We start from the raw sequence: 1469 nt of genomic DNA, 5'->3' as shown, positions 1-1469 counted from the left end.
GGCCCTGGGTCTCAGCATCACGCCCATCAGGGCAGTACCAGTAGCCAAAATCCACCTGCTTGCGGCGCTCGGCACCGGCAATACACCAGTGGGAAATTTCATGCATTCCGCTGGCGTAGAAACCGTGGGCAAACACCACCCGGTTCCAGGGTGACGTGTCGTCAGCAGGAAGATAGATCGGTTCGTCATCGCCTTTAATCAGGCGGGTCTGAAAATCATTCATAAAGCAGCGATCGAAGATGTCGATCAGATCCTGATAGTGGTGTTGCTGGCTCATAGCTGTTTGTCGTGTCAGTAAAAAACGCGCAATTTTGACATTTTGTCAGGCAGGTTTCGAGCACTATTGCATATATTGTCTCACGCGAAAAAAGTGATCAGGTTATCAATGTCTTCCCCCCCACCCGCATGCAGCATAAAGTTTCTGCTTAACGCTCCGATAACCGTTGGCACAGGCGCGTTCGCTTTATTGCGCCGTCTTATTTTATGGAGAGATAAACGCTTTACTTTAGCTGTGCACAATCTCACAACATCTCATTGAACATGCTGATGAGATACCGCTATCCACCATGAAAGATTCTCTGGCTGCCACGCTTATCCCGCTGAAATCAGTGAAATAACCTTAGCCCGTGACACGGACGTCCTGAAACCCAGTTGATAACCTCATACCCTTTTCAGGCGAGCGTGAATGAAGCAAAAACCAAATAAAACAAAAATGATGATTACCGGAGACACCCGCGGACTGGTCAGGCAGCCCATGGTCGGCATGCTGGTATTACTGGGTGGACTCTTTCTTTGCGCCATCGTTGCGCTGTTTTACATCGCCGATCAACAAAATACCCATGAAGATAAACACCTTCAATTACTAATGGGTAAAGCGATAGAAAACCGGCAGGAGATTATGCATGCCCATACCATGGACAATGCCGACTGGGGCGAAGCCTGGAAAAACCTGCATCTGACGGTCAATACCAAATGGGCCTGGGACGATCAGAATCTGGGAGAATCACTGTATCAACGATTTCATTATGAGGGCATTTTCGTTGTTTCTCCGCAGGGAAAAACGCGCTACAGCGTGATCGGAGGGCAGCTGAAGCTGCAGATGATTGAATCATGGCTCGGCAAAGATCCCCTTCCCCAGCTTAATCAACGGTTAAATGCGTCAGGAGGTAATGCCGTCTCGATACTGGTGGCCTCACAGGGGCGCGTCACTATCGTCAGCGCCGCCTGGATCACCCCCGACGGGGCTGCCAGTGAAGACAAGGATAATGGCCCGCACTCAATTCTGATCTTCGCCGACAGGCTCACCCCGGAGAAACTGAGCATTATGGCGCAGGAATATGGTATCCAGGGCGCGCAAATCCTCAGCACGCAAACTGCCCGTCAGCACGAGGACCGTAATATGCTGACACTGCCCGCGCTTGGCGGAAGGATTACGTTTGCCTGGCAGAGTGATGATCCCGGTAATGCTC

The 1469-nt window shown here is 51.0% G+C and carries 2 protein-coding genes; one reads left to right on the top strand and one right to left on the bottom strand.

Going from position 1 to position 1469, the window contains the following annotated elements; all coding sequences use genetic code 11:
• On the bottom strand, positions 1-277 hold a 277-nt coding region (locus WH277_RS02140), incomplete at its 3' end, for an elongation factor P hydroxylase (protein ID WP_339504132.1).
• Between the two features lie 408 nt (positions 278-685).
• Here WH277_RS02140 and WH277_RS02135 point away from each other — a divergent pair.
• Positions 686-1469, top strand: a 784-nt coding sequence (locus tag WH277_RS02135; protein ID WP_339504130.1) for a CHASE4 domain-containing protein, incomplete at its 3' end; no start/stop codon positions are given.

It is taken from the genome of Erwinia sp. MYb416 (assembly GCF_037479575.1).
Lineage (GTDB): Bacteria > Pseudomonadota > Gammaproteobacteria > Enterobacterales > Enterobacteriaceae > Erwinia > Erwinia rhapontici.
This window is presented reverse-complemented; position numbering and strand designations above follow the sequence as displayed.